This window comes from [Eubacterium] eligens ATCC 27750 (genome assembly GCF_000146185.1).
In the GTDB taxonomy this organism is placed as follows: Bacteria; Bacillota; Clostridia; order Lachnospirales; family Lachnospiraceae; genus Lachnospira; species Lachnospira eligens.
Map to the genome: position 1 here is coordinate 103,555 of NC_012780.1, position 19,105 is coordinate 122,659.

The 19,105-nt window shown below is 38.6% G+C and carries 23 protein-coding genes and 1 pseudogene; 1 reads left to right on the forward strand and 23 read right to left on the reverse strand.

Annotated features, from left to right (window positions below):
- Positions 1-17: 17 nt before the first annotated feature.
- The 6 genes from sufU to EUBELI_RS13770 all read right to left on the reverse strand — a co-directional run bounded on the left by sufU (position 18) and on the right by EUBELI_RS13770 (position 7,305).
- Positions 18-458 carry a Fe-S cluster assembly sulfur transfer protein SufU gene (sufU, locus tag EUBELI_RS10965; RefSeq protein ID WP_012740408.1) on the reverse strand — a complete coding sequence of 147 codons (441 nt, stop codon included), beginning with the start codon at positions 456-458 and terminating at the stop codon, positions 18-20.
- Positions 448-1,677, reverse strand: a complete 1,230-nt coding sequence (locus EUBELI_RS10970; protein WP_012740409.1) for an aminotransferase class V-fold PLP-dependent enzyme — start codon at positions 1,675-1,677, stop codon at positions 448-450. Before EUBELI_RS10970 ends, sufU begins: the two co-directional genes overlap by 11 nt.
- Complete coding sequence (locus EUBELI_RS10975) at positions 1,677-2,747, reverse strand: SufB/SufD family protein (RefSeq protein ID WP_012740410.1); 1,071 nt, start codon at positions 2,745-2,747, stop codon at positions 1,677-1,679. The genes EUBELI_RS10970 and EUBELI_RS10975 overlap by 1 nt, the downstream gene beginning before the upstream one ends.
- Before the next feature lie 24 nt (positions 2,748-2,771).
- Complete coding sequence (gene sufB, locus EUBELI_RS10980; RefSeq protein WP_012740411.1) at positions 2,772-4,178, reverse strand: Fe-S cluster assembly protein SufB; 1,407 nt, start codon at positions 4,176-4,178, stop codon at positions 2,772-2,774.
- 20 nt (positions 4,179-4,198) lie between these two features.
- The gene (gene sufC / locus EUBELI_RS10985) at positions 4,199-4,939 is read right to left on the reverse strand and encodes a Fe-S cluster assembly ATPase SufC (RefSeq protein WP_012740412.1); all 741 of its coding nucleotides are present in this window, start codon (positions 4,937-4,939) and stop codon (positions 4,199-4,201) included.
- Between the two features lie 173 nt (positions 4,940-5,112).
- Positions 5,113-7,305: a putative bifunctional diguanylate cyclase/phosphodiesterase gene (locus tag EUBELI_RS13770; protein WP_012740413.1), complete on the reverse strand. Its 2,193-nt coding sequence runs from the start codon at positions 7,303-7,305 to the stop codon at positions 5,113-5,115.
- A 159-nt stretch (positions 7,306-7,464) separates the two neighbouring features.
- On the opposite strand from EUBELI_RS13770, the gene glpK reads away from it, so the two are divergent.
- Positions 7,465-8,955 carry a glycerol kinase GlpK gene (gene glpK, locus EUBELI_RS10995; RefSeq protein ID WP_012740414.1) on the forward strand — a complete coding sequence of 497 codons (1,491 nt, stop codon included), beginning with the start codon at positions 7,465-7,467 and terminating at the stop codon, positions 8,953-8,955.
- A gap of 134 nt (positions 8,956-9,089) precedes the next feature.
- Here glpK and queF read toward each other — a convergent pair whose 3' ends face one another.
- The 17 genes and pseudogenes from queF to EUBELI_RS11075 all read right to left on the reverse strand — a co-directional run bounded on the left by queF (position 9,090) and on the right by EUBELI_RS11075 (position 19,065).
- Positions 9,090-9,572 carry a preQ(1) synthase gene (gene queF / locus EUBELI_RS11000; RefSeq protein WP_012740415.1) on the reverse strand — a complete coding sequence of 161 codons (483 nt, stop codon included), beginning with the start codon at positions 9,570-9,572 and terminating at the stop codon, positions 9,090-9,092.
- Positions 9,573-9,587: 15 nt separating this feature from the next.
- Positions 9,588-10,271, reverse strand: a complete 684-nt coding sequence (queC, locus tag EUBELI_RS11005) for a 7-cyano-7-deazaguanine synthase QueC (RefSeq protein ID WP_012740416.1) — start codon at positions 10,269-10,271, stop codon at positions 9,588-9,590.
- Positions 10,272-10,283: 12 nt separating this feature from the next.
- Positions 10,284-10,856, reverse strand: a complete 573-nt coding sequence (gene folE / locus EUBELI_RS11010; protein ID WP_041689039.1) for a GTP cyclohydrolase I FolE — start codon at positions 10,854-10,856, stop codon at positions 10,284-10,286.
- Positions 10,857-10,943: 87 nt separating this feature from the next.
- A complete protein-coding gene (gene queE / locus EUBELI_RS11015) occupies positions 10,944-11,609 on the reverse strand; it encodes a putative 7-carboxy-7-deazaguanine synthase QueE (protein WP_012740418.1) in 666 nt (221 codons plus the stop codon).
- Between the two features lie 15 nt (positions 11,610-11,624).
- A complete protein-coding gene (queD, locus tag EUBELI_RS11020; protein WP_012740419.1) occupies positions 11,625-12,044 on the reverse strand; it encodes a 6-carboxytetrahydropterin synthase QueD in 420 nt (139 codons plus the stop codon).
- 430 nt (positions 12,045-12,474) lie between these two features.
- Positions 12,475-12,993, reverse strand: a complete 519-nt coding sequence (locus EUBELI_RS11025) for an O-acetyl-ADP-ribose deacetylase (protein WP_012740420.1) — start codon at positions 12,991-12,993, stop codon at positions 12,475-12,477.
- Between the two features lie 20 nt (positions 12,994-13,013).
- On the reverse strand, positions 13,014-13,187 hold the full coding sequence (locus EUBELI_RS14045) for a YccF domain-containing protein (protein ID WP_012740421.1): 174 nt from the start codon (positions 13,185-13,187) through the stop codon (positions 13,014-13,016).
- A 1-nt stretch (position 13,188) separates the two neighbouring features.
- Positions 13,189-13,407: a hypothetical protein gene (locus EUBELI_RS11030; protein WP_012740422.1), complete on the reverse strand. Its 219-nt coding sequence runs from the start codon at positions 13,405-13,407 to the stop codon at positions 13,189-13,191.
- Between the two features lie 70 nt (positions 13,408-13,477).
- Positions 13,478-14,164 (reverse strand): PAS domain-containing protein, encoded by a 687-nt coding sequence (locus tag EUBELI_RS11035; protein ID WP_012740423.1) that lies wholly within the window; start codon positions 14,162-14,164, stop codon positions 13,478-13,480.
- A 13-nt stretch (positions 14,165-14,177) separates the two neighbouring features.
- A complete protein-coding gene (locus tag EUBELI_RS11040) occupies positions 14,178-14,570 on the reverse strand; it encodes a pyridoxamine 5'-phosphate oxidase family protein (protein WP_012740424.1) in 393 nt (130 codons plus the stop codon).
- Positions 14,571-14,625: 55 nt separating this feature from the next.
- Positions 14,626-15,120, reverse strand: coding sequence for a hypothetical protein (locus EUBELI_RS11045; RefSeq protein ID WP_148231385.1), 495 nt, complete (start codon positions 15,118-15,120; stop codon positions 14,626-14,628).
- Positions 15,117-15,497 carry a hypothetical protein gene (locus tag EUBELI_RS11050; RefSeq protein ID WP_228003398.1) on the reverse strand — a complete coding sequence of 127 codons (381 nt, stop codon included), beginning with the start codon at positions 15,495-15,497 and terminating at the stop codon, positions 15,117-15,119. The genes EUBELI_RS11045 and EUBELI_RS11050 overlap by 4 nt, the downstream gene beginning before the upstream one ends.
- A gap of 339 nt (positions 15,498-15,836) precedes the next feature.
- Positions 15,837-16,529: a hypothetical protein gene (locus tag EUBELI_RS11055; RefSeq protein WP_012740428.1), complete on the reverse strand. Its 693-nt coding sequence runs from the start codon at positions 16,527-16,529 to the stop codon at positions 15,837-15,839.
- Positions 16,526-17,086 (reverse strand): RNA polymerase sigma factor, encoded by a 561-nt coding sequence (locus EUBELI_RS11060; protein WP_012740429.1) that lies wholly within the window; start codon positions 17,084-17,086, stop codon positions 16,526-16,528. Before EUBELI_RS11060 ends, EUBELI_RS11055 begins: the two co-directional genes overlap by 4 nt.
- A gap of 310 nt (positions 17,087-17,396) precedes the next feature.
- Positions 17,397-17,801: pseudogene (gene tnpA, locus EUBELI_RS14050) on the reverse strand (IS200/IS605 family transposase).
- Between the two features lie 141 nt (positions 17,802-17,942).
- Entirely contained in the window at positions 17,943-18,527 is a 585-nt protein-coding gene (locus tag EUBELI_RS11070; RefSeq protein WP_012740432.1) for a hypothetical protein, read from the reverse strand.
- A gap of 121 nt (positions 18,528-18,648) precedes the next feature.
- A complete protein-coding gene (locus EUBELI_RS11075; RefSeq protein ID WP_012740433.1) occupies positions 18,649-19,065 on the reverse strand; it encodes a hypothetical protein in 417 nt (138 codons plus the stop codon).
- Positions 19,066-19,105: the final 40 nt, after the last annotated feature.

A 19,105-nucleotide genomic window follows, 5' to 3' on the forward strand; every position in this document is an offset into this window, starting at 1 on the left:
AGTGATTGGGTTACATTCTAAACATTCTTAAGGTTCTCTACCATCTCTTCCATTGTGTGCCAGCCAAGTACTGCACATTTAACTCTTGCTGGCATATGAGAGATATCTCTTAATGCTCCGGCTTCATCAAGCTCATCAATCTCTTCCTCAGTTGCCTCATCCTTAATCATCTTAAGGAAAAGTTCTGAAAGATGTACAGCCTCATCAATAGGCTTTCCAATGATAAGCTCAAGCATTATATCTGCTGATGCCTGCGATATTGCGCAACCATCTCCTGTAAATGCCCCATCAACAATAGTTTTCTTAGCATCATCAAACTTAAGCTTTAAGATAATGTCGTCTCCACAGCTTGGATTAACACCCTCAAGCTCTAAGTCTGCATTGTCTATATCATGCTTATGATATGGATGCATGTTATGATCCGTAAGAACCTCATTATAAAAAGTTTTAGTCTCCATATCCCATAAGCCCCCTGATCTTAGATAGTTCTTCTATAAAATGCTGTACTTCTTCTTCTGTATTATAGAAAGCAAAGCTTGCTCTCGTTGTTGAATTAACCTTAAGGAAATCCATTAATGGCTGTGCACAGTGATGTCCTGCTCTTACTGCAATATGCTGTGAATCAAGTATAGAAGCAACATCATGTGGGTGTACTCCGTCAATTGTAAATGTGACTATACCCTCATGGTCTTCTGCCTTCGAAGAACCTATTAAGTTGACTCCCTTCATGTCATTAATGGCATCAACAGCAATCTTAGTAAGCTTTCGCTCCTGTGCCATAATTGTGTCAAATCCAACATTGTTAATATAATCAATTGCCGCATGAAGTCCGACTGCACCGCCAGTATTAACAGTTCCTGCCTCAAACTTATGTGGAACCTCTGCATATTTAACTCTGTCCCAGTGAACAATCTCAATCATCTCACCACCGCTTAAGAATGGTGGCATCTTGTCAAGAATATCTTTCTTGCCATATAATGCTCCTATTCCCATAGGTGCTAACATCTTATGTCCAGAAAATACAAGGAAGTCAACATCAAGGTCTGTTACATTAACCGGCATATGAGGAACACTCTGTGCTCCGTCAGCCACAATAACCGCACCATGTGCATGTGCAACCTCTGCAATATGCTTTATATCATTAACTCTTCCTAATACATTAGAAACCTGGGTAACTGCTACAAGCCTAGTCTTATCTGTGATAACCTCTAAAGACTTGTCTGTAATCTCTCCATTCTCATCAGGTGTAAGCTGCTTTAATACCGCTCCACATTTTTCTGCAACCTGCTTCCATGGAAGGAAATTGCTGTGGTGTTCCATAACACTAACAACAATCTCATCACCCTCTTTAATGAAATTCATTCCATAACTGTATGCAATTAAGTTAAGACTCTCTGTAGCATTTCTTGTAAATACTATCTGGCTTGCATCTTTAGCACCAATAAACTGAGCTACTGCCTTTCTTGCATTCTCATAACTTTCTGTAGCAATCTCACTTAATTCGTATACACCTCTGAACGGATTGGCGTTCATCTCCTGATAATACTTATTAACTGCATCAAGAACAGCCTGTGGCTTCTGTGTAGTCGCTGCATTATCAAGATATGCAATATTGCTTCCCGAAATAAGTGGGAAATCTTTTCTTATAGACTCAATCGTCTTACTTAACTCACTCATTAATAAACCTCTTTAATGTAGTCATGTATCTCGTTCCTGATACCATCATCAGGGATTTTGCCGCATACAGCTAAAAGCTTAGCTGCTGCCAGCATATTATAACATTCTTGTGCCGGTATTCCTCTTGATTCAAGATAGAATAAAAGCTCCTCATCAGGCTTTCCTATAGTTGCACCGTGATTACCGACAACATCTTCTTCTGCACATAGAATAATAGGAATAGTCTGGTTGACACATTTTTCATCAATAAGAAGAACTTCTTCCTTCTCATTACCAACAGAACCTGCTGAACCCTTAATGAAATCAATAGTTCCTCTGAACAGCTTAAATGCTGTATCTCTCAATGCACCTGCCGCATTGATTGCACATTCTGTCTTCTTGCCGATATGTCTTACGCAGTAGTTCATATCAAGTCTTTCTTTACCTGCTGCAACATATCCAATCTCTGCAGACATAGAGCTTCCATCACCTGCAAGCTTAATCTCACAGCCTTCGTATCTGTTCTTTCCGCTTAAATAAAGCTGCACAAGTTCAATTCTTGCACCATCTTCACAGTAACCACCGATATCATTAATAAATGTTGTCTCACTGCCTACCCTCTGAATCTGGATAAGACGGATAACCGAATCCTTGGCGGCATATAATCTTGTCTGTACTGCTGCGAAGCCTTCTCCATCTTTATCTCCATTAAAATCCATGTAAACATCAATGCTGGCATTCTCTTTAGTTTCAATACCAACAACATTGATGTCTGCATTACTCTTTCCATAATTGAAGTCGAGTCTTACAAAACCTGCATTCTTCTTATCTGTTATATAATATACAGGTTCAGTCTGTGACTTCTTAGCTGCCTCTGTAATCTCCTGACCACATCCACCAATGATATTGTCAAGCTCACCATTGTTAAGCTTTCCATCATCAATGAGACTTACATCATTAACAGAAGCATTTAACTCACCTGTACGGTTAATTACAACCTCTCCAACCTTGCTCTGGTTCATATGAAGATGATTCCATGTCTTGGCTGGGATACGGTTTATTATCATGTCCTTTTCTTCGATACCTATCATATCATATTCCTCACTCTGATTAACTTAACCAATGCTGCCCTTCATCTCAAGCTTAATAAGATTATTCATCTCCATTGCATACTCAAGCGGAAGCTCCTTAGATACATTATCAGCAAATCCTGAAACAATCATTGCTCTCGCATCATCTTCCGGAATTCCTCTTGACATAAGATAAAATACAGCATCATCACTGATTCGTCCAATTGTTGCCTCATGTCCTACATCCGCATCATTAACACGGATATCCATAGCCGGAATTGTATCAGATCTTGAAATATCATCTATCATAAGTGACTGACATGAAACTGATGATTTACTCTTCTTAGCCTTGGTAGTCATTGTTACCGCACTTCTGAAAGTACTGATTCCGCCACCCTTAGATATTGACTTAGTACTTACAACTGATGTTGTAGCTGGTGCGTTATGAACTACCTTCATACCTGTATCAAGGTTCTGTCCTGCTCCTGCAAATGTAATTCCTGTGAATTCACAGCTTGAGCGTTCTCCATTAAGGATACTCATAGGATACAGATATGATACATGCGAACCAAATGAGCCTGAAACCCATTCAATCTTACCACCTTCAGCAACAGTTGCTCTCTTAGTGTTAAGATTATACATATTCTTGCTCCAGTTCTCAATTGTTGAGTAACGAAGCTTTGCATTCTTAGCCACAAAAAGCTCAACCGCACCTGCATGAAGATTGGCAACATTATATTTAGGTGCTGAACATCCTTCAATAAAGTGAAGACTTGCACCCTCATCAACAATAATAAGTGTATGCTCAAACTGACCTGCTCCTGCAGCATTAAGTCTGAAATATGACTGCAGAGGAATCTCAAGATTAACTCCCTTTGGTACATACACAAATGAACCACCAGACCATACAGCTCCGTGAAGTGCTGCGAACTTATGATCCTGTGGTGTAATAAGCTTCATAAAATGCTCGTGTACCATATCTGCATATTCACCTGTAAGTGCACTTTCCATATCAGTGTATACAACACCCTGATCAGCAACCTCCTTACGGACATTATGGTATACAAGCTCTGAGTCGTACTGTGCTCCAACTCCGGCTAATGACTCTCTCTCCGCCTTAGGAATACCTAATCTGTCAAATGTATCCTTAATCTCTTCTGGTACATCCTTCCAGTCACCCTTCATATTCGTATTGGCACGAACATAAGTAGCAATATTATCCATATTGAGTCCATCAATAGACGGACCCCAGTCAGGCACCTGCATATTATTATATATCTCTAATGACTTAAGTCTGAACTCTCTCATCCAAGCAGGATCATGCTTCTCTTCTGATATCTTCTCAACGATTTCTGGAGTAAGTCCCTGCTTTATTCTATAAGAATCGTTCTCTTCGTTCTTAATATCATAAACACTTCTGTTTATGTCATCTACAAATGTCTTTTCTTCCATTACAAGCCTCCGAGCCTTAATTACTTGATGAATCTTTCGAAACCATTCTCATTGATATCATCAATCATAGCACTGTCGCCTGTTGCAACAACATTACCATTGACAAGAACATGAGTATAATCCACCTTAAGTGCCTCTAAGATACGGGTGCTGTGAGTGATAATAAGAAGTGCTCCGTTCTGAGTCTTCTGATATTCTTCAACACCTAGCGATACTGTCTTAACAGCATCTACATCAAGTCCTGAGTCAGTCTCATCAAGAATAGCAAGAGAAGGCTCAAGCATAAGAAGCTGTAATATCTCAGCTTTCTTCTTCTCACCACCTGAGAAACCAACATTAAGGTCTCTGTCCATATATGATGGATCCATCTGAAGGAATTCCATCTTCTCCTGAAGGAGCTTCTTGAACTTGAAGTATGTCATCTTCTTTCCACGCTGCTCCATAGAACTTCTTATAAAATTACCAAGTGTGATACCAGGAACCTCAATAGGATTCTGGAAAGACAGAAAAAGACCTGCCTGTGATCTCTCAGCAACATTCTTAGAAAGTAAATCTTCTCCGTTAAATGTAACCTTACCACCTAATATCTCATATCTTGGGTTACCCATGAGAGCATAACCAAGAGTAGACTTACCTGCTCCGTTAGGTCCCATAAGTACATGAGTCTCTCCCTTATTAAGAGAAAGATCAACCCCATGAAGTATTTCTTTATCTTCAACACCAACCTTAAGCTGGCTCACATTTAATATTTCCTGTGCCATAATGCCTCCTTAGCTGTACATTCTTTTAGCAACACACATAATATCATTGAAAGAAAAGGTTGTAAAGTTATTCATAATAACAATTGTTACTATTGTTTAACATAGTTACTTCTCTTTTGCGGCTTGAACCCACAATTCCATCTCCCGTTTCTTTGCATCATTAATATTGCTTACTATTTCCCTTGCGAATATATCATCTGTTTCTTTTTCTCTATTTCGGAAACCATCGTATCTTCATATATATATCTTACCTCCCTGAGATAATATATAAATACAGGTATCTCATCACTGTAATCCTTGCTCTTTGACACAACCAACTCCATCCACTTATACTCACCATCAAGAAGCCGTCTGAATATCAATCTCAATGATTTTTTATTGTTTCTGAAATGCTCAAGCACCCTGTCTGGATTGGCAAAATCTCTATATGTCCCGGCATCCTCAGGGTGAACTACTCCCATATCAATATATTTGTCAATATATTCCTTAATACTGCCTGATAATCCGGCATCTCTTATTATGTCCTCCTGGGTTGACTTTATAGGTTCATATCTGTCATGCAGAAAATCAGCCCTGAGTATCTTAATAAATGTATTATATATAATATCCATTGCATCTTCTCTTGCACCTGCCTGATAATCAGCTTCTTTCCATGTGAAAAGCACTCTCCTGTTATCCTCAGAATAATTTGTTGGCTTAGTAACCTCAAATACATACCATTTATATGTTCCATCCATATTATATCTTATCTGGTATGTTCCTCTTTCTTTCCCCTCATCAAGCTGTTTCTTAATTCTGCCAAGATTAATAGCTTCCTTGTAAAGTGAAACATCATCCGGGTGGATAACACCATACTTAATATATCTGTCTGCATATTCTGCAATAGTCTTAGGTCTTGGTGTCATAACATAATCAGGCTCATCTGTCCTTCTTATAAAGTGATATGCTCCCGTATCAAGATCAACATCTGCAATCTTCCAGAAGTAATCAGTTATCTCCTTAAGATAAGACTTATCATTCTTTCTTGTTTTTAAAATAATAAGCTTATCAGCTACGTTGTCCTTATCATCAACAAGCTTCTCATAATCACTTATAGGCATAGGTCTGTAATAATAGTATCCCTGTGCATATTCACAGCCCAGGATTTCAAGCAGCTTAAGCTGTTCATCAGTCTCAATACCCTCAGCAATAGCCGGAATATCGAGCTGTCTTGCCATATCAAGAACTGCAGTTATAATGCTTACACCTTTATCATTATTTTCCGGATTAAGGTCTAGAAATTTCATATCCAGTTTCAGAACATCTGCATCAATATCCTTAAGCATGTTAAGTGATGAATATCCGCTTCCAAAATCATCAATAAGAATCTTAAAGCCCGCATTCTTAAATGCCTTCTCCGTATCCTTAATTACCGAGCCATTCTCCACATATGCACTCTCTGTAATCTCTATTTCAATATACTCTGTTGAAATATTATATTTTTCAATCATGCCTTTAAGTATTCTTACAACATCCATAGAGTATATATCTGCTCTCGAAACATTTATTGATATTGGCAGTACTGTTCTTCCCTCATCAAGCCATCTTCTTATAGTCTGACATACTTTATCCCATATATACACATCAAGTTTATTTATGAATCCATTCTTTTCAAGCAGCGGTATAAACTGTCCTGGTGAAATAAATCCTTTCTCAGGACTTATCCATCTCACAAGTGCCTCAGAACCAATAATCTTACCTGTCTGTAATATACATTTGGGTTGAAGATAAAATGTAAATTCTCCATTATCCATTGCACTGCATATCTCTGGCATAAGCTTTGCTTCTGCTTCCTGTTCCCTTGCCATACTCTCATCATACCAGAAGATATCCTTATCAGGGCGCTGTTTTGCTATCTCTAGCGCACCATACGCATAGTCACACATCTCACCTGTAGTTATATCCTTATCTGCAGTCTTATATGCACCATAATATGCCCTTGTAATATCATGCCCCCTGTATCCGTTAACAATACCTGATATTCTTTTTCTGATTAGATTAATCACATCATCGTTCTCTTCAAATATAACACAGAAATTATCTCCACCCATATATCCGGAAATTGTTCCATACCCGGCATCTATACTCTTAAGAGCTTCTCCAATCTCTATAAGAAGCTCATCACCAGTTTCACGACCATACCACTTATTAATAAGGTGAAAATTCTCTATATCTATCGCCAGTATGCAATATGTTTTGTTATCAAAAAGTACTGTTTTATCAGCTATTCTCCAGAAAGTTCTTCTTAATGGAAGATTCGTAGCCAGATCGTAATTATATCTATCAGGATTGATTCTTAACTTATTATACCTGCTCATGTCTACCATAGCTGCCTCCTTTGTACCCTCAATATCTTATAAGCCCACGTCGCCCAAAATACCTTTTCCATTTTATCATTAATACATTGATAAAACAATAATTTAAATATAAAATAACTATCAACTAGATATGTTTATAAAAAATCATATAATTAAGGAGACTTTACCATGGCAAAATACATAATGGCTCTTGATGCCGGAACAACAAGCAACCGCTGTATTCTTTTCAACAGAAGTGGCGAGATGTGCAGTGTTGCACAGAAAGAATTCACACAATATTTCCCAAAACCTGGGTGGGTAGAACATGATGCAGATGAAATCTGGTCAACGATTCTGGAAGTTGCCAGACAGGCTCTTGCAAATGTAGGTGCTAACGCGTCAGATATTGCCTCAATAGGAATAACCAACCAGCGTGAAACAACAGTTGTATGGGACAGATATTCTGGTGAGCCTGTATACAATGCTATTGTATGGCAGTGCAGAAGGACTTCAGAATACGCAGATTCTCTTAAAGAGAAAGGGCTTACAGAAACAATCCGTAACAAAACCGGTCTTGTTATTGATGCGTATTTTTCTGGAACCAAGTTAAAATGGATTCTTGATAATGTTAAAGGTGTCCGTGAGCGTGCCGAAAAAGGAGATCTGCTTTTTGGAACAATTGAAACATGGTTAATCTGGAAGCTTACTAAAGGTCAGGTTCATGCCACAGATTATTCCAATGCATCAAGAACGATGCTTTTCAACATTAATACACTTGAATGGGACGAAGACATCTTAAAAGAGCTTGATATTCCAAAATGCATGCTTCCAAAGGCAGTCCCATCAAGCAGCATATTTGGTGAGACCTCCGCTGAATTCTTCGGCTGTCCTATCCCAATCGGAGGTGCTGCCGGCGACCAGCAGGCTGCACTTTTCGGACAGACCTGTTTTGACGCAGGAGAAGCCAAGAATACATATGGAACAGGCTGCTTCCTTCTTATGAATACTGGAGAAAAGCCTATTTTTTCAAAGAACGGTCTTGTTACTACTATTGCATGGGGACTTGACGGTAAAGTCACATATGCACTTGAAGGCTCGATATATGTAGCCGGAGCTGCCATCCAATGGCTTCGTGACGAAATGCATTTTATTGATTCTTCACAGGATTCGGAATATATGGCAAGAAAAGTTCCTGATACCAACGGATGCTACGTTGTTCCCGCATTTACAGGACTTGGTGCACCATACTGGGACCAGTACGCAAGAGGTACTATCTTAGGAATAACCCGTGGTGTCAACAAATACCACATTATACGTGCCACACTTGAATCAATCGCTTATCAGGTAAACGATGTTCTTACTGCAATGAAAGCAGATTCAGGCATAGAACTTTCTTCTCTTAAGGTCGATGGTGGTGCAAGTGCTAACAATCTTCTTATGCAGATGCAGGCTGATATATCCGGTGCTCCTGTAAACAGGCCTGTATGTGTTGAAACAACTGCCATGGGTGCGGCTTACCTTGCCGGACTCTCAGTTGGTTACTGGAAAAGTACCGATGACATAAGAAAGAACTGGTCTGTAGACAGAACATTTGACCCTGAAATCACTCAGAATGAGCGTGATTCCAAGGTCAGAATGTGGAAAAAAGCTGTCTCTTATTCATTTAACTGGGATAAATAATTCCGTTGGATGATTCTTCTGACACGTAAAAGCGATATTGTGTGAAGTAAATTCATACAATATCGCTTAATCTTTTATTACCTTACAACACTCTTCTGGTTTTTGTGCATTGCACGAAATTTAGTAATGTTATTTTACCTATTATCCACCTTCTCTGGATACATATCATGATTTGCCATACGGTTGAATGCCACATCTTCCCACTTAGTTCCTGGCTTTCCATAATTACAGTATGGATCAATGGAAATTCCACCACGTGGTGTGAATTTGCCCCACACTTCAATATACTTTGGCTCCATCAGCGTAATCAAATCCTTCATAATCACGTTCACGCAGTCCTCGTGAAAATCCCCATGATTACGGAATGAAAACAGGTACAGCTTTAAGCTCTTGCTTTCCACCATTCTCTCGCCTGGGACATACGAAATAATAATGTTTGCGAAATCAGGCTGCCCTGTAATTGGACAGAGACTTGTGAATTCCGGGCAGTTAAACTTCACGAAATAATCATTTTCTGGATGTTTGTTTACAAATGTTTCAAGCAGGCCAGGGTTGTAATCTGTCTCGTAATTATTCTGCTGGTTGCCTAATAATGTTAAATTCTCTTTTTCTCTCATAGCTTTCTCCAATTTTTATTTTATTGCAGGGTCACTTACCCCATTTGCTGCAAATGCAGCCGCTCTGTCGATACAGGTTCCACATTTGCCGCAAGGCACATCCTTTCCTTCATAGCAGGACCATGTAAGCTCGTATGGTGCGTTAAGCTCTAAGCCCATCTTCACCACCTCCGCCTTAGTCATATTCACAAATGGCGCCTCCACCTTTAACTGATGTCCTGAGCCCTCAAAAATCGCCTGATTCATAGCATCATTAAACATCGGTGAACAGTCTGGATAGGCAAAACCGGCTGAATCATCTGCATGTGCGCCATAAAGAATCACGCTACAGTCCTTGCTTAGTGCAATGCTTGCCGCCGATGAAAGAAACAGTCCATTTCGAAATGGCACATAGGTGCTTACAGGCTTTTCGCCCTCCGTCTTTTCAATCTGCCTGGCATAGCTCTCCTCTGGAATTTCCTCTGTAGACTGCTGCAATAAAGAGCAGTTGCTATATTGAAAGATCTTACTCAGATCCAAGAATAACTGCTCCACTCCGTAAAATGCAGAAACAGCCTTTGCCGCCTGAATTTCTTTATCGTGCTTCTGTCCATAAGAAACTGACAGAGCAATTACATTGTCCTTTCCATATCGGCTCACTGCCAATGCCAGTGCCGTAGTGGAATCCACGCCACCGCTTGATAATACTAATGCTTTCATAACTCATCTCTCCTATCTTAGATACATTTGTAATGCTGCATCGTCCTTAAAGCTTCCTCTTAACTCTACAGTCATTGTTCTCGTGTTGTTTTTCTTAATTCCTCTTGCCGACACACAGCTGTGATATCCTTCAAGCACCACCGCAACATCCTCGCTTCCTGTTATCTCTGCCATAATGTCCGCAATATCCTGACCGATTCTTTCCTGTAACTGCAGTCTTCTTCCAACCATATCGCATATTCTTGCAATCTTTGATAAGCCTATAACCTTCCCATTAGGAATGTACGCAACTGTCGCCTTCATATCATACATAAGTGCCATATGGTGCTCGCAGTAAGAAAACAGGTCGATGTCCTTCATAACTACAACCTTAGAAGTATCAAGCTCCTCAATTTCATCCTCAAATGTCTTATCAAACATCTGCGCAATTTCATGATTGGAGTAATTCATCCCAAGAAAGACCTCCTCGTACATCTTCGCAACTCGCTTTGGTGTATCCTTTAAGCCCTCTCTCTCCGGGTCGTCGCCCAATGCAACAAGAATCCCTCTAATATGCTCCTCAATCGCTTTCGTATCTATCATCATAATCTCCATTCTTGCTTCACCCCGCAAACTTTGGGCTGAAAGCACAAATTTGCACGTGAAAAATCTTTGATATAAGGATTTTTCACATTATACGCCCCTTTCCTCTGGGTTCCAGATTACCTTGTGCATCTGAATCTGAAGACGCACATCATTCATCCTTTTACTTGTCATGAAATTCACGATTTCCACTGGCTCAATTGAACCAAACACTGAACTTATGAATACCTGGCATCTTTCTGTCAGATGAAATTTTTCAATTATTTTCTCTGCACATTCCAAATCATTAATGCTGCCCGAAACGAACTTGACTGTGTCCTGCTTTCTTAGAACTTCCATATTGGAGAGAAGCATTTTCTCCTCACAGCCGCTGGATGGCAGCTTGTAATCCATAGTAAGGCTAAGTTTTTCTTTTGAAAATGCATTGGCAAGGGGAGCAATATCAACCGCTCCATTAGTTTCAATCTCTACTCGAATGTCCGATTTGTTCAATAATTTTTCTACCAGACTCCTGATATCCTTCTGTAATAAAGGCTCTCCCCCTGTCAGCGTCACATTTTTAATGCCTGTCTCACTGACATATTCACAAATCTCATCTGGTGACAGCTCCTCATAATCACAAGCTGGCTCATTGGCCCACTTTGTATCACAGTAGGAGCAATTTAGGTTACAACCCTTGAATCTGATAAACACCGCCAATTCTCCGGTTCTTCTTCCTTCTCCATTGATACTTATAAATTTCTCAACAACTTTCATATTAGTTTCTTTCCTTTATTCTTCGTATGCTGCTACATTATTAGGTGTCTCGTATACTTCCACTCTGTGGATTGGAAAGCCTTTTGCACTCATCAGCTCATAGAAATATTTTGAAAAATGCTCCGCAGTAGGTCTGAAGCCAACTTCAATCATACGAAACTCCTCCGCCTGTAATGCAGCAATTGTCGCACCTTTTAGAGAACCTTTTTCATAAATCAAGCTGTGGTCAAAATCATCACAGATATCCTTCAAAGCATTTTTTAAATCAGAAAAATCCACAAGCATTCCTCTTGTCTGACCCTCATCCTTTAACTGGTCTGCTGCTATTTCAACAACAACTCTCCAGCGGTGACCATGAAGATTCCTGCATTTTCCGTCATACCCCTTCAGAAAATGTGCAGAATCAAAGCTACTCTCGGTTTTTAAATAATACATTTTAGTTTCTCCTCTAATTTATTGTGGAATAAAAACAGAATTGCTTAGAAAAGAACGTGCCCCACTGTGAGCACATATAGAAAGCCCTGTAAATGTATACACACCTACAGGGCTAAATTACATAAAAAGTCTTCTTAGCAGCCCTGGTTTTATTTAACGACAGGATGGTACAAACGAACTGTCGCGCATTTTTATGCGATATGTCTATTATAAATATTTTTCTGGATATGTCAATGTAAATTTTCCCCCAGCAGCTGCACCTTTATCACGTTCATTATGCGTGCCGAGTATGTTTCCTGAATTTCTCCTGCAAATGTTATTGAAACCATATCATTTACTACCAGGTCAGACAGCGCAATCTCTGTTTCCTCCTTCGTCCATGAAGTTTTATATTTGACCCTATTAAACCAATCCTAAACCGATTAATCTTTTAATATATCTTATCAACCTCATCTTCATACACTGATTCAGTATGAGTATCAAATAGCACCCATTCCACCAGATCAAAACAATCTGGATTATCCTGCAAGAACCGGTTTACTGTATGTACCGCAATCTTTGCCGCCAACTCAACAGGAAAACTATATATTCCCGTTGATATTGAAGGAAATGCAATAGACCTGATTCCATTATCCATTGCCAGCTTCATAGAATTAAAATAGCAGTTAGCAAGAAGCTCCTCTTCTCTATCTCTGCCTCCATTCCATATCGGTCCTACAGTATGAATAACATAATCGCATGGTAAATTATAGGCTTTTGTTATCTTTGCTTCTCCAGTCACGCATCCGTGAAGTGTCCTACACTCAGCCAGAAGTTCCGGTCCTGCGGCTCTATGAATCGCACCATCTACACCGCCTCCGCCAAGAAGAGAGTTATTTGCTGCATTAACAATTGCCTGCACATCTGTTACTTTTGTTATATCTCCTTTTACTGTCTTAATCAAATACATCTTTCTTACCTGCCTGTTTATTATATTACCTCTGCCCCAAATGGCATCAGAGACAATTTAGCAATTTTGAAAAACTGCTTTCCGAAAGGAATTCCGATAATTGTTATACAACATATCAGACCTGCCAAAACCCACGACAGTCCACTCAACAATCCACCACATATAAACCAAAGTATATTTCCTAATATGCTCATATCAATATTCCTTCTCTATTTCTCCATCTATTCCATACATTTTCTTGAATGCATCAAGGTCTGCCTGATTTTTAATCAGCATAACCTCCTCTATCTTACCTGTATGAATGTCCTTAAAGCCTGCAACCTGCTCACCATTACATATGCTTGCCTTGATTACCGGTTTCTTATTTTCTTTATCATATGTCTTTATAACTGTCTTTTTCTTAAAAAGTCCCACTCTGAGCACCTTCTTTTGACTTTGCCATCAGTATAACAACTGCTTAAACCATTCATCCTTCGTCATATCATCACCACAAATCGTATGGTTTCATGGTTTCTGAATTTCGATATTCATGTTTCTCATAATATCCTATCAGCTTACTCTCATCTCTGAGTGCCACCATGTAAACATCTTTATTCTGTTTCTCATTATGAAAAGTATAAACGATATTATGGCTTTCATCTGCTGCAAACCAGTCCACGACCTGCTGTATTTTATCTCTTGATTCCGGACTATGACAATCTAACAAACTTCTTCCAATAAGTTTATCTCCGCCTCGCTTCGCATAGCTGGTAACAGCTGCCGGATTCATGTAGATAATCTCATGTTTGAGATTGCATATAACAACGGTTGCCCTGTCCTGATCAACAATACTCTTATAAAAGCTGACATAGGATTTAAACTTAATTACCTTTTCATTATCCAGCCTCTTTTGAAGTTGTGGTTTCTTTCTTCGATAATAATCGTATATCTCTTCATCAGGTATCCAGATTTGTGCCTCATTTATCTTATCAAGTACAGCTTCAACAATCTGTTCATCTGCCAGTAAATCAGGTACTTTATCATGCTCTGTTACATACTTTTTGTATTCTTCATACACCCATCCTGTAATCTTATCCTTCTGCTTCATCTTTAGATTACTAAATTGTTTGTTCATCTGTAAAATCTGACCATCAATCTTTTTATGTATTTTAGTTTTCTTACTTTTTGCCATCTTCAGCTATCCTTTAAAACTTCACTATTTCCGGTTCATGGGTAAATGATGAGAATGTGGCTGTTGCATTCTTGAAATAGAATACCTCGGTATTTCCATCATCTGCTGAGTACATATTCTGTAAAGATGGATAAGCATCAAGCATAGACTGTCTTGCTTCTCTTCTGTCATCTTCTACAAGTTCTCCGGCTACACGAAGCCACTCGCCATTTTTAAATGCACAAATTTCTACCTTCGGGTTTGCGTGAATCTGCTTTGAAACATCCTTTACCTTGCCAGTCTGAATATACAGCTTTCCTTCAAAAATGTGTGCTGTTCCAAAAGGTCTTACCCTTGGCTGGTCGCCTTCTACTGTTGCCAAATAATATGTCTCTGCTTCTTTTAAAAATTTAGCTACTCGTTCCATGATGTAATCCTCCTGAATTGATTAATATCGTTTCATATTTACAAACAGTTTCATTTTATTGGTTATAAAAGTATATCTTCAATAAATCTGTTGTTGCTTTGTCATTTATGACGGCCCGTCCTATTGTTATGCCATTGCTGATGATAATATATTCTCCGTTTTCATATCTGGCATTTACCAAATCATCTTCCCCTTTTAAGTCTATACATATACTTGATATAATTCCGCAAATCTCCTCTTGTGAGCTTCCGCTTTTTATCTCATAAGCATAATCCGCATCTCCTATCTCATTCAGATCAGTTACCAAACAATACTCCGCTCCATTCATCAGCATTTCTTCATTCAAAGTGGGTAATTGAGCCGTCTTATACTCATTAAATAAAAAGATAACTACAAGCGCAATGAATGCCGGAAAAAAGATACCGCCAAACCGCTGTGCATAATTTTGTTCTTCCCACCGCTTGCTATGACGACCAAACAGCGGTATTTTCATCTGCACCAAACCTGCTCCTATACTTACAAGCAAAAAATAAAATATAACTTTTATCAAAGACTCATCCCCCATTTAATCATTAATAAAAATATCGTTCCTAAAACGACGCCTACTAACCATATAAAGCGAAACACCTTGTTATATCTCGAACTATTAGAACAAGGAACAAGCCAATATTCCTGTGGAAACTCCAAAATGTATTCTTTTAATTCCTGCTTCAATTCCATGACTATACTCCACATTAATCCAAATAGCACAATGCACACCGTTCCATAATATGTAATTGATGCATTTGTAACCACAGCAAAGAAATAATGTGCCATCTTAAGAAGGAAGATACACCACGCAATACAGCATGAAATTGTAAACGCCCTTTTCATTTTCCACTTCAAACCAAATATAACCTCTGGAACGAATACAGTCAATGCCCCCATCGGCAATCCTCCTGTTCGTCCATGTGTGAAATCGCTCTCCGACTCCAAAGACCAAATTCCTATCAATACTATTACTGCTGGTATTAGTATGGTGCAGAACAAGTTATATGCAATAATCAACACATTTTCATTGTCGTCGTTCATAACTTAGCCCCAAATCAGTTCATCAAGCCTGATAGCCACTCTTCCTGATAATGAATAATACAATGCTGTTAGCTTTGCCTTGTCGTACAAATTTGCATACACATTATAATAACATAGCGATATTGACATACCGAAGCCAAATATTTTTAAGGGTATAGACGTTACATCAAGTTCTTAGTATATGAAATTTGCAAATTATTCTTGGATTTGGCTCAAATCAAATGCACCGTTCTCAATCAACTTCAAAATTGTGTCTACCAAGTTGTTTTTTACAGTTTCACTTTCATTTTCAACGCCAGAATACTCTACGTAAATAGTGTTCTCTCCCATATCAAAGGTTGCATAATATATTACGGTTTTGATACCTTGACTATTTGACTTTGTTACGAAATATCCTGCATCGATATCAACGCCGTCTACACTTGAAGTGATTGTATTTCCATCAATGATAGTATCTAATAGATTTACACCCTGTTTAGATACTACCATTCTTGTATCACTAATTTTTCCCTCAAAACCCAGAATATTATGATTGTCAGCATCAAAGTAAGCATCTGCGGTAACAGGCAGGTCTGCAAAAAGCATTTCAATCTCAGCATTGCTCAAAGGTCTTGTTGTTACATTTAAGTTAATTGAAGATTGTGATAAGTCATTTTTAACAAAAGTAATTGTTTCTCCACCATCCAGCGTGGCAATATCGTTTTTTGTACCAAACAGATTGCTTTGAAAAACTCCCACTCCAATCACAACAACGAGTACGAAGCAAGCAGCAACAGACACCCATTTTTGCCGATTAGTAATTTTACTTGTTTTTTTCATAGGTTCAGCCTCCTTAATATACTGATTATCGACATTTCCCAATGCCCTTAAAAGTTTCTTTTCTTTCATACAGAGATACCTTCTTTCTCTAATAATTTTTTAAGTTCGTTCCTTGAACGAAATAATGACATCTTGATTTTGCTCTCACTCATACCATATTCCGTTGCAATTTCTTTAATGGGCGATAAATACCAATATCTTCTCATAAAGATTTTTCGCTGTTCTAATGACAGGGAAGAAAGAAAGCGGTTGAGAATATCCGTTAGAGCAATTTCTTCAACAATGTTTTCTGTACTATCCAACGATGGTATGCACTCTTGTATTTCATCAAAAATCAATGACATTTGCCCGCCATTACGTTTCTTTGCATTGAGCAGTTCGTACCTGTCCAAAGATAAGTTGCGAGTAATCTTCCCTAAAAAAGTTTTTAGGACAGATGGACGGTTAGGCGGTATGCTGTTCCAAGCTCTTAAATAAGTATCATTTACACATTCCTCGCTATCTTCGTCATTGTGAAGAATATTAGAGGCTATATATCTGCAATACTTTCCGTATTTTTTTGAAGTTTCGGATATAGCAGCTTCGGAGCGCTCCCAATATAAATCTAATATCTGCTTATCATCCATAAGCTTCTCCTCCTTCCCCTTGTATTAAGGTCTTTCACCCTAATAGACGAGAAAAATGTGTCAAGCGTCACTTAAATTCAAAAAATATTTATTCAAAGATTAGCTTTCATTTTTTGAAAGAATATAATAAAACAGCAAAAGACGTACACCAACAAGTCTCTTAATATTCAATGCGGAAAAAGTTATTTCAAATGGGGGTTTAATTTTGCCCCCTCCAGGGTATTATACTGGTTCCACCAAAGGCGGGGTTTCGCAACACCATAATTACTTGTTGCTTCCTAAAGGAAGCTCATTACTTCCTTCCATCTTCTTACTTATCGTTTTCTTCCTGTTCCTGTATGTATTTTCTTACCGTTTCTTCATTCACATTTCCTACTGTCGATACGTAATATCCTCTCGCCCAAAAATGTCTATCTCCCCACTTGCTCCTATATTCCGGATGTCGGTCAAACAACATCAATGTGCTTTTTCCCTTCAGATATGACATAAACTCTGAAACACATAGTTTCGGTGGAATTGCAATGTACATATGTACATGATCAATACATACTTTTCCATCTGTTAGTGTTACCTATTTCATCTCACACAATTTTTTGATTGTTTCTACTAAATCTCTCTTTGTTTCACCATACATTATTTTTCTTCTAAACTTTGGAATAAAAACAATGTGATATGTGCAATTCCAGCGTGTGTGTGTTATACTTTGATTATCCATTTGGATACCTCCTGTGTTTTGATATGGTCTGCGAAACCAATATCATTATAACACGCAAGGTTTTATTTTCTAGCACTCTAGGTAACGCTACAGCTTTGCCTCGGCCCCCATTTCAAATGGGGGATTAACAAAACTTTTCATTTACGGTTCATCCGGGAGCTGTACTACCTCTACAATTGCTTCAATTGTTTCAACCGGAGCATCACTCCATGGATATGCCGCATCATCACAGCCTGCCTGCTCAAGTAATTCTTTTGCATCAGGACCTAATAATTTCTGATATGCATCATACACAGATGCAAGCTTATTCGAAAATTCCACCTGTTCAGAGTTTCCTTTATCAGAAAGCCATGATACTGTCTCTTTTTTAATCTCATCTGTGGTCATACTGGTTCCAACTCCCCAGTTAAGCAAATGTGCTGCAGTTTTAATAGAATTCATTCCATTTCCGGCTGTTCCCGGCTGAATATCCAAATCAATTTCATCTAATACACCTCTGAATTCTTTATATGACGGCTTCACATCCTGTAATTGATTTTGTTTCTTCGTCTCTGTTTGCTCCATCTTATTATCTTCTGCTGTTGCCAGCTCACTATTATCTTCGCTCGTAACGACCTGTTCTGTACTGTTTCCGGTATTAGTCATAGTTCCGGTTTCCTGCTGCCCACATGCGGTCAATGAACATACCATAACTACCATGATCATCAAAAATAACTTATTCTTCATATCTTTTTTTCTCCTGTCATTCTACATTATTATTCGTTCCATGATGTATAACTGCCCATCTTTATATTCTGCGGTAATGTCACCTCCCATTCTTTCAGTCTCTACTCTCATGAAAACACTCTTAAAACATCTGTATAATTCTTGCAATCTCCATAACTACAATCTTTAGCATCACTCCACCGAACATCACATAAAACCATATCTCACGCATATGCTGTGACTTTGCAATTGGTGTTGCTATTGCTGCAATAATTATGATTGCAGCTCCAACACATCCAACGATGTTCGGGACACTCACAAGTGAAAATATTCCCGGATTACAGCTTCCATCTATCGTATACTGAATTGTTTTATCCAATCCGTCCCTTGCCACTGCAAAGCAGCATATAACAAGTCCATATGCCAAAACAAACAGGCTCCTTCTGCCCCAGAAACTAATGTTGCTTCTGTTACTGATTGAGTATCCAACAAACCCAACCAACGATACAATCATAAGTGTAGTAACTGTTGTTACCATATTCCCAAAATAGAGTTTCATCCTTGACCTCCCATAATATAAATGACGCAGTGCAAAACTG